This is a genomic window from Pseudomonas wayambapalatensis, from assembly GCF_049942315.1.
Taxonomy (GTDB): domain Bacteria; phylum Pseudomonadota; class Gammaproteobacteria; order Pseudomonadales; family Pseudomonadaceae; genus Aquipseudomonas; species Aquipseudomonas wayambapalatensis.
This window is the reverse complement of the sequence record NZ_JBNFMU010000030.1, coordinates 1-8,082: the sequence shown is the minus strand read 5'-3', so window position 1 is coordinate 8,082 and position 8,082 is coordinate 1. Positions and strand designations below refer to the sequence as shown.

The 8,082-nt window shown below is 64.5% G+C and carries 7 protein-coding genes; 4 read left to right on the top strand and 3 right to left on the bottom strand.

The genetic code is table 11. From position 1 onward, the window contains the following. Positions 1–95: 95 nt before the first annotated feature. Positions 96–1,268, bottom strand: coding sequence for a YbfB/YjiJ family MFS transporter (locus ACPZMI_RS00600; RefSeq protein WP_426351460.1), 1,173 nt, complete (start codon positions 1,266–1,268; stop codon positions 96–98). 106 nt (positions 1,269–1,374) lie between these two features. On the opposite strand from ACPZMI_RS00600, the gene ptrR reads away from it, so the two are divergent. Together ptrR and ACPZMI_RS00590 are read left to right on the top strand one after the other, a co-directional pair. Continuing rightward, complete coding sequence (gene ptrR / locus ACPZMI_RS00595; RefSeq protein ID WP_186666855.1) at positions 1,375–2,268, top strand: putrescine utilization regulator PtrR; 894 nt, start codon at positions 1,375–1,377, stop codon at positions 2,266–2,268. Between the two features lie 124 nt (positions 2,269–2,392). Then, on the top strand, positions 2,393–2,521 hold the full coding sequence (locus ACPZMI_RS00590) for a PA1414 family protein (RefSeq protein ID WP_256093825.1): 129 nt from the start codon (positions 2,393–2,395) through the stop codon (positions 2,519–2,521). A 225-nt stretch (positions 2,522–2,746) separates the two neighbouring features. On the opposite strand, the gene ACPZMI_RS00585 is transcribed toward ACPZMI_RS00590, so the two are convergent. After that, entirely contained in the window at positions 2,747–4,126 is a 1,380-nt protein-coding gene (locus ACPZMI_RS00585; RefSeq protein WP_426351459.1) for a sodium:solute symporter family protein, read from the bottom strand. A gap of 141 nt (positions 4,127–4,267) precedes the next feature. Then, a complete protein-coding gene (gene speB / locus ACPZMI_RS00580) occupies positions 4,268–5,218 on the bottom strand; it encodes an agmatinase (protein ID WP_063543768.1) in 951 nt (316 codons plus the stop codon). A 227-nt stretch (positions 5,219–5,445) separates the two neighbouring features. Between speB and ACPZMI_RS00575 the strand changes: the two genes are divergently transcribed. Both ACPZMI_RS00575 and ACPZMI_RS00570 read left to right on the top strand, forming a co-directional pair. Continuing rightward, positions 5,446–6,339, top strand: a complete 894-nt coding sequence (locus ACPZMI_RS00575; protein WP_186666854.1) for a LysR family transcriptional regulator — start codon at positions 5,446–5,448, stop codon at positions 6,337–6,339. A gap of 140 nt (positions 6,340–6,479) precedes the next feature. After that, positions 6,480–8,045 (top strand): methyl-accepting chemotaxis protein, encoded by a 1,566-nt coding sequence (locus ACPZMI_RS00570; protein WP_411384048.1) that lies wholly within the window; start codon positions 6,480–6,482, stop codon positions 8,043–8,045. The last annotated feature ends 37 nt before the right edge of the window (positions 8,046–8,082 follow it).

Below are 8,082 nucleotides of genomic sequence, written 5' to 3'. Positions count from 1 at the left end.
CGCGCTGCCTGGCACGGGCTACGCCCGTGTTCGCGGGCAAGCCCGCTCCTACAGGGGTTGGGCTGGTCTTTAGATTTTGAGCAAGACAGTTACTCCTACACAGGGGGCGCCAGTTGCTCTGCGGCGCGTTGATCCGACCTGCTTGTCGCCACCAGCAACCCGGCGATCCCCAGCCCCGCAGCCGCCAGCAACAGTGCGGGTTGCAGCCCACCGCTGAAGTGGTTGCTCAGCGCGGCCAGCAACGGTCCGCTGAGTTGGCCAAGGGCGAAGCAGGCGGTCAGCAGACCGGCGTTGCGCTGGGTGGCGTGGGGTGCAAGCTCCCGTGAGCGCTGCATCACCAGTTGCATGCAGGCCAGGAACGGCGCGCCACACAGCAGTACCCCGAGCCCCAGTCCGATACCACCGCCCAACAGGCAGGCCAACACACCCAAGGCTTGCAGCCAGAGTGTGGCGGTCAGCCAGGCGCTGGTGCGACCCGGGCCGCGCAGGCTGACGAACAATACGCCAAGCGCCGCAGCCAGGCCGAAACCGGGCCAGAACAGGTCGGCAAGCCACTGCCCCTGGAATTGCTGGCTGGCCATCTGCGACAGAAAGGTGGCCGGCAGGATGTAGCCAATGCCGTACAGCGCATAGACCACCGCCAGACGGGCTATGCCGCGCTGGTGTGAATGAGCCTGTGCCGGTGCGTTAGTGGTCGCAGGCGTCAGCAGGTGGGCGCGGGGCAGCCACGGTAGCACGGCCAGCAGCATCACCAGCGCGGCCACCGAGTACATCAGCCACAACGCGGCCGAATCGAGGCTGAGCAGGTGCGCGCCCAGTGCCAGGAAGCCGGTGATGGCGATCCCCACGCCGGGGCCTGCGAACACCAGGGCGCCGAGTCGCGCACGGCCGTGGCTGCTGGCCACGTGCTGGCTGAGGCTGGTCAGCATCACCAATGCCCAGGCACTCGCCACACCGGTGCCGAAGCGCAGCAGCAGGTGGCTCCAGAACCCGTTGGCGGCCCAGGAGGCCAGGGTCAGCAGCACGCACAGCCACAGCCCGGCATGCAGGCGCAGGCGCACCTGGTGCGGGTGGCGGGCGAACATACCGTCCACGGCGCCGATGAAATAGCCGAGATAGTTGGCAGCGGCCACCAGGCCGCCTGCGGTCAGGTCGAACTGGCCTTCGGCAATCAGGCGGGGCATTTGTGGGGTCAGTGCGAAGCGGCCGATGCCCATGGCCATCATCAGTGCGACGGCACTGGCCAGCAGTTGCAGTAAGGGCGACATGGGAAAACTCCTGCGCAGTGATAAGCGATGGATGGCAGGGTAGGGAATCTTGACTTTCAATAAAATTGAATAATGATGATCAAGTTGTTCTGTTTTGGAGAATTCAATGGACTTCAGCCAACTGCGGATTTTCCAGGCGGTCGCCGAGGAGGGCTCGGTGACCCGGGCCGCCGAGCGCCTGCACCGGGTGCCCTCGAACCTGTCGACGCGCCTGCGTCAGCTCGAAGAGCAACTGGGGGTCGAGTTGTTCCTGCGTGAGCGTCAGCGTCTGCAGTTGTCGCCGGCAGGCAAGGTACTGCTGGATTACGCCAACCGCCTTGCGGCGCTGCGCGATGAGGCCATGGCGGCGGTGCAGGGTGGTCAGCCCGCAGGGGACTTCACCCTGGGCACCATGTACAGCACGGCGGCAATCCAGCTCCCGGCGTTGCTGGCGCGTTATCACCAGGCGTACCCGGCAGTGAACCTGCAGGTGCAGGCCGCGCCCAGCGGCGAGCTGTTGCAGGGCCTGCTCGAGCGCCGCCTGGACGCCGCCCTGGTGGATGGCCCGCCGGGGCTGGCCGGGCTCGATGGCGTGCCCTTGTGCGAGGAGCAACTGGTGCTGATCACCAGCCCCGAGCACCCGCCTGTGCATAGCGCGCGTGATGTGGCCGGGCGTTCGGTATTCACGTTCCGTCAGGGGTGTGCCTACCGCATGCGTCTGGAGGCTTGGTACGCGCACGACCACACGCCCATGGGACGGGTGATGGAGATCGAGTCGTACCAGGGCATGCTGGCGTGTGTGATCGCCGGTGCCGGGGTAGCGATGATGTCGCGTTCGATGCTCGACAGCCTGCCGGGGCGCGAGCGGGTCAGCGCGCATCCGCTGCAGGCGCCGTTCGATCATGCCGAGACCTGGTTGATGTGGCGCCAGGGCATGTGCGGGGCGAATTTGCAGGCCTGGATCGACCTGCAACAAGGTGAAACAGTAAACCGGCTGTCGGAGTACGGCGTTTCCGCTTGATCTGCGGCAAAATCGCCCATATCTGTAAGGTTAGACGCAGGCGATATACAGAACATGGGACTATGATCTGTATGAAGCATCGCAGGACTGATTTGCCGCAAGGCTGACCCGTGAAGGGGGCACTATGAACAAGCGCATGTACAACTGGCTCCACGACCTTGCCGTCGCCCTTGGCCTGGTACCACCGCCATTGCAACCGGTACCGATCCCCACCGACGAAGAACAGCGCAAGCGCCAGCCGCGTCGGCGCTGATTAGCGCAGGAAAAAGGCCGCTGCATCCTTGGGGGATGCGGCGGCCTTTTGCGTTTTTGCAAGGGGGATCTGTGGTGTGGCTTTCGTAGTGCATGGCACCGGCTTCGCCGCTGATCGCGGGACCAGCCCGCTCCCACAGGGATTGGGCTGACCTTTAGATTTTGAACAAGACAGCTGCTTCCACAGGGTAGGGGCGGGCTGGTCCGGAGATTTTCTGCCCTGGAATCAGGCCAGGTTCACCGCAGCCGTCGGTTTACGCGACATCAGGCTGACCACGATGAAGCTCACCAGGCCCACCGCCAGGCTGTAGTAGATCGGCGAGTTGGCATCCAGGCCGTCCTTGAACATGAAGAACAGCGCGGTGGCAAAGCCCAGCGACATGCTGGCGATTGCACCCGGGGTGGTGGCGCGTTTCCAGAAGATCGCCCCGATCAGCGGGATCAGCATGCCACCGACCAGCAGGTTGTAGGCCAGGGTCAGGGCACTGATCACGTCGTTCACCGCCAGGGCGATCACCAGCACTGCCACGCCAGTGAGCAGGGTGAACAGGCGGTTCACGCCCAGGCTCGAGCGCTTGCCGCCACGCAGCTTGGGCAGCAGGTCTTCGGTCAGGGTGGTGGACGCCGCCAGCAGGCCGGCGCTTGCGGTCGACATCATCGCCGCCAGTGCCGCCGCCATCAGCAGGCCACGGATGCCGTCGGGCAGGGTGGTCTTGATCATCTCGGCGAAGGCGTTGTTCGGGTTGGCCAGGTCAGGCATCAGCACATGGGCGGCCATGCCGATCAGGGCACAGGCCAGGCCGTAGATCACGCAGTACACGCCTGCGGCGGTGCCGGCGCGCTGGCAGACCTTCTCGTCACGTGCGGTGAACACGCGCTGCCAGATGTCCTGGCCGATCAGGATGCCGAAGAAGTAGATCAGGAAGTAGGTGATGATGGTATCCCAGCCGATGGTGGTGAGCTGGAAGCTCGCCGCCGGCAGCTTGGCCACCAGTGCATCCCAGCCACCGGCCTTGTACAGGCACACCGGCAGGAGGATGAACATCAGGCCCACGGTCTTGATGATGAACTGCACGATGTCGGTGAGGGTCAGCGACCACATGCCGCCGATGGTCGAGTAGACCACCACCACGCCACCGCCGAACAGCAAGGCCATCCAGAACGGCACTTCGAGCAGCACTTGCAGCACGGTGCCCATGGCCAGCGTGGAGACCACGCCGATCATCAGCGCGTAGGCCAGCATGATCACTGCACTGGCCTGGCGCGCCATCGGGTTGTAGCGGCGCTCCAGGACCTGGGTCACGGTGAAGATGCGCAGGCGCAGCAGCGGTTTGGCGAGGAACAGGTTCAGGGCGATGATGCCCAGGCCCAGGGCCGCGCACAGCCAGAAACCGGAAATGCCGTGGACATAGCCCAGGCGCACGGTGCCGACGGTGGATGCACCACCGAGCACGGTAGTGGCCATGGTGCCCATGTAGAGGGTCGGGCCGAGATTGCGTCCGGCGACCAGGTAGTCTTCGTGGGTTTTCGCCCGCCGCATGCCGTACCAGCCAAGCCCGAGCATGCCAGCGGCGTAGATCAGTACAACAATGATGTCCAAGGCCATGGGTGTCTCCGATTATCTTTATTATGCGAGATCGATCGCTCGGACGCTCTCACCGCGTCCGGCGCTCCTCATCGAGTGTTGGCGGGCCTCTATGGCCCTGACCCACGGCTCCTGCCTGGGTATTGCAGGTGTTTCAGGTGATCAGCGACGCACCACGCCGGGAAGCACGCAGAGCATTTCGAACAACAGGTTGGCGCCCAGCAGCGAGGTGTTGCCGGTGGTGTCGTACGGTGGCGAGACCTCGACCAGGTCGCAGCCGATCAGGTCCAGGCCGTGGCAACCGCGGATGATTTCCATCGCCTGGATGGTGGTCAGGCCGCCGATTTCCGGGGTGCCGGTGCCTGGCGCCCAGGCCGGGTCGATGCCGTCGATGTCGAACGACAGGTACACCGGGCCACCGCCGACCTTCTCGCGCACTTCGGCCATCAGCGGCTCCAGCGATTTGTGCCAGCACTCTTCGGCCTGCACCACGCGGAAGCCCTGGCGGCGGCTCCAGTTGAAGTCGTCGGCGGTATAGCCCTGGGCGCGCAGGCCGATCTGCACCACGCGGTCGCAATCCAGCAGGCCTTCCTCGACGGCGCGGCGGAAGGTGGTGCCGTGGGCGATCTTCTCGCCGAACATATGATCGTTGACGTCGGCGTGGGCGTCGATGTGTACCAGGCCGATCTTGCCGTGCTTTTTATGCAGGGCGCGCAGGATCGGCAGGGTGATGGTGTGGTCGCCACCCAGGGTCATGGGGATGACGTTGTGTTCGAGGATTTCGTCGTAGGCTTCTTCGATGATGCGCACGGCGTCGAGCAGGTTGAAGGTGTTGATCGCCACGTCACCGATGTCGGCGACCGACAGCGAGTCGAACGGGGCGGCGCCGGTGGCCATGTTGTACGGGCGGATCATCACCGATTCGGCGCGGATCTGCCGCGGGCCGAAGCGGGTGCCGGAGCGCAGCGAGGTGCCGATATCCAGTGGCACGCCGATGAAGGCGGCGTCCAGGCCTTCGGCGCTTTGCAGGTGAGGAAGACGGAGCATGGTGGCGATGCCGCCGAAACGCGGCATTTCGTTGCCGCCCAGTGGTTGGTGGAGAATCTTGTCCACGGTGGGCCTCATCAGTCGGTCGATTGTTCTGTTTGTTCGAACCTGTGTCGCGGCACGCTCGGCAAGCGCGAAGGCGCCGGCGACCAGGGACATTTCGGCCAAGTCTGCGCAAGGTAGTGCGCGGGAAGAATCGCTACCGACAAATACTTACTTCAGGAATTTCTGAACTATCGACGCGCAGGCGCGGTAGACTCTGGCGCATTTCCACTCGACGGAACCCGTGCGCCATGGCCTCATCGCTGCCCGACCTGAAACTGTTGCGCATCTTTGCCAGCGTGGTGCGCCACCAGGGTTTCGCCAATGCCCAGCGCGACCTCAACCTTTCGACGTCGGCCATCAGCACCTACATGAGCCAGCTGGAAAGCGCCCTGGGCCTGGTGCTGTGCCACCGTGGGCGTGGTGGTTTCAGCCTGACCAGCAAGGGCGAGCTATTCCACCAGGAGACCTTGCGCCTGCTGGGCGAGCTCGACGGTTTCGAGCAATACGCCGCGGCGCTCAAGGGTGAGCTGCGCGGCACCCTCAACCTGGGAGTGATCGACTCCACCGTTGGCGATCGCGCGCTGCCCTTGGCCGAGGCGATCGGCGCCTACAGCCAGGAACACCCGGCCGTGCACTTGCACCTGTCGGTGTCCAGCCCTTACGAGCTGCAGCTGGGTGTGCAGGACAACCGCCTGGACCTGGCCATCGGCGCCTTCTCTTCGCGCATGAGCGGCCTGGTGTACCAGCCGTTGTACCGCGAGCAGCACTGGCTGTACTGCAGCAGCCGCCACCCGCTGTTCAGCGAGCGGCGCATTCCGGCGCAGGTCATCACTCAGCAACGCATGGTCGGCCGGGGTTACTGGAGCCAGGCGGAACTGGCCCGGCACGGTTTCAAGCACAGCGCGGCGACCGTGGAAAGCATGGAGGCGCAGTTGATCCTGATCCTGTCCGGTGCCTACATCGGTTACCTGCCCGAGCACTATGCCCAGGCCTGGGCCGACAAAGGTGATCTGCGCGTGTTATCGCCGTCTACCTTCGGCTATCAGGCGCCATTCTCTTTGATCATCCGCCGTGGGCGCAGCCGCGAACCGTTGATCCAGACCTTCCGCGACCTGCTCAAGTCGCAGTTGAATGTGGGCTGATCGGCGTTGCCGAAAATACATTCCGTCAGGTCGGGAACTTTTCTTACAAATGCTGATCCCGCACGTGAAAAAGCTCTGCTAAACCTTTACTTGCTTTGATGAAATTTCCCTCTCATCTACACAAGCAAGGACCGCCCGAGATGCGCACGAATCTGCCCGTAACCGAGCATGAAAGAACGTTCTCCAGCGAGCAGCGGTTGATTTCCACCACCGACCTGAACAGCCGGATCACTTACTGCAACGACGCGTTCGTGGCGATCAGCGGATTCACCTACGACGAGTTGGTGGGGCAGCCGCACAACCTGGTGCGCCACCCCGACATGCCGCCGTCGGTGTTCGGCCATATGTGGGAAACCATCAAGCAAGGCAAGCCGTGGATGGGGGTGGTGAAGAACCGCGCCAAGAACGGCGACTTCTACTGGGTCAGCGCCTATGTCACGGCGGTCTACGAGAACGGTCGCATCAGTGGCTACGAGTCGGTGCGCTCGGTGCCGACCCGCGAACAGATTCGTCGTGCCGAAGCGTTGTACGCACGCCTGCGGGCCGAACGCTCGCCGGTGCCCTGGGCGGCGCGGCTGGGGCATGGCCTGGGGACTGGCTGGCCACTGGTGGGTGCCGGGCTGATTGCGGCGGCAGGCTACCTGTGGCTACCGCCCTATGCGGCGCTGGGCCTGCTGATGGTCAGCCTGTTCAGTGCCTGGTATCTGATCGAACACCGGCAGAACCAGGCCATTCGCCGTACCCTGGCCGAGCATCCCAAGGCTTTCACCAGTCCGCTGGTCGCCCTGACCTACAGTGACAACCCGGGCCTGCGCGGTCAGCTCGACCTGGCGATCATCAGCGAAGAGGCGCGTCTGCAGACTGCGCTCACGCGGCTGGTGGATGCTGGCGTCGGGGTCAAGTCACGGGCCGCGCAGTCAGCGGAACTGTCCGATGCCCAGGCGCAGATGCTCGACCGACAGCGCAGCGAAACCGACCAGTCGGCGACCGCTATCGCGCAGATGGCGGCGACCATCCAGCAGGTCACCCATAACGTGCAGAGTACCGCCCACGCGGCCGGCGATGCCGACCAGCTGGCGCAGCAGGGCAGTGACCTGGCCCAGCAGAGCCTGCGCGCCATGGGCAGCATGAGCGAGGCGGTGAACGACATCGGCCAGGCAGTCAATGCCCTGGCCGAGCAGACCCAGTCGATCGGCAGTGTGGTGGATGTGATCACCTCGATTGCCGAGCAGACCAATCTGCTGGCGCTCAATGCCGCAATCGAAGCGGCGCGTGCCGGGGAACAGGGCAGGGGCTTTGCGGTGGTGGCCGATGAGGTGCGTTCGCTGGCCCAGCGCACCCGCACCTCCACCGAGGAAATCCACCAGATCATTGCCTCGCTGCGTGCCGGTGCCGAGCGCGCGGTGAGCAGCGCCAGCCGCGGCGAGCAGATTTCTCGCGATAGCGTGCACAGCGTCGAGGCGGTGCAGTCGGCGCTGGCGGGTATCGTTCAGGCGGTGAGCCGCATTACTGGCATGAGTCAGCAGATGGCGACCGCGTCCGAGCAGCAGAGCCATGTGGCGGAGGATATCAACCAGCAGATCGTGCGCATTGCCCACCTGTGCGACGAAAGCGCCGGGCAGGCGAAGCAGGGGGCTGAGATCAGCCAGGATCTGGAGCGGATGGCGGAGTACCTGCATAGCCTGGCGGAGCGGTTCAATCGTTAGAGGGGGGGGGCCCGCAACGCGGGCCCCGATTTCCGGC